Source organism: Rhodococcus sp. T7 (genome assembly GCF_009872365.1).
Taxonomy (GTDB): domain Bacteria; phylum Actinomycetota; class Actinomycetes; order Mycobacteriales; family Mycobacteriaceae; genus Rhodococcus_F.
In genome coordinates this window covers 889,402-890,236 of record NZ_WXYH01000389.1, presented here as the reverse complement: position 1 = coordinate 890,236, position 835 = coordinate 889,402, and the positions used below count along the sequence as shown (strand labels likewise).

Genomic DNA, 835 nt, shown 5'->3' with positions numbered 1-835 from the left:
CCTCCCACCCGGTGTTCGATTCGGTCATCCACCGCGCCAGTTGGACAGTGTCTTCGATGACGGCGAAGCCCTCGGTGTCCAGCACGGAATCTTCATGCTGCAGCAGGTCATCCACGGTCAGGTTTCGATTCCAATAACCACGTGTCGATCCGACGAAGTTTCTCGCCACGCGACCGGCCGCCACCTCGAAAATCTGCCCGTTATGGCGGTTGCTTTCGAGCGCAAGCCAGGCAACAGCGGGCGATACCAGAGAAGGGGACATCATGGTTTCCATTTGACGCCTGGCTGTTTCGTCTCCGACTGCGCTGGCCATGGCCGTGAAAGCACCTGGTGCAACGACGTTCACCGTGATTCCGTTGTCCGCACCTTCGGCCGCCAGCGACATGGCCAAGCCGAGGATGGCGCCCTTCGACGCGGCGTAGTGACTGATCAGTGGTTGCTGGGTCCATGCGCTCGACGAGCTCACCATCACAACGCGCCCGTACTGCTGGCGAAGAAGATGCGGCCACGCGGCATTGATTACGTTGAACGACCCGTAGGCATTCACCTTCATCACCCGGTCGAAGGCTGCATAGTCCATGTCGCTGAACGCGGCACTGTTGATGATTCCGGCGTTACTGACCACGATGTGAAGCCCACCGAAGTCGTCGATCGCGGACTTGATTACCTCCGCGGCGCCCGCGGGGTCCGATATGTCCGCGACGCAGGCCATAGCCGAACCGCCTTCCTGGTTGATCGCCTCACACACCTCGTGCGCGGCGTCGCCGACGTCGTTGACGACCACGGACGCCCCGAGCGAGGCCAGAAGTCGGGCATGTGCGCGTCCCATTCCTGC

General features: G+C 61.7%; 1 protein-coding gene. It reads right to left on the bottom strand.

Annotated features, from left to right (window positions below):
• Positions 1–784: SDR family NAD(P)-dependent oxidoreductase (locus tag MLGJGCBP_RS48235; protein ID WP_236581303.1), on the bottom strand; the 784-nt coding region annotated here is incomplete at its 3' end.
• Positions 785–835 lie beyond the last annotated feature (51 nt).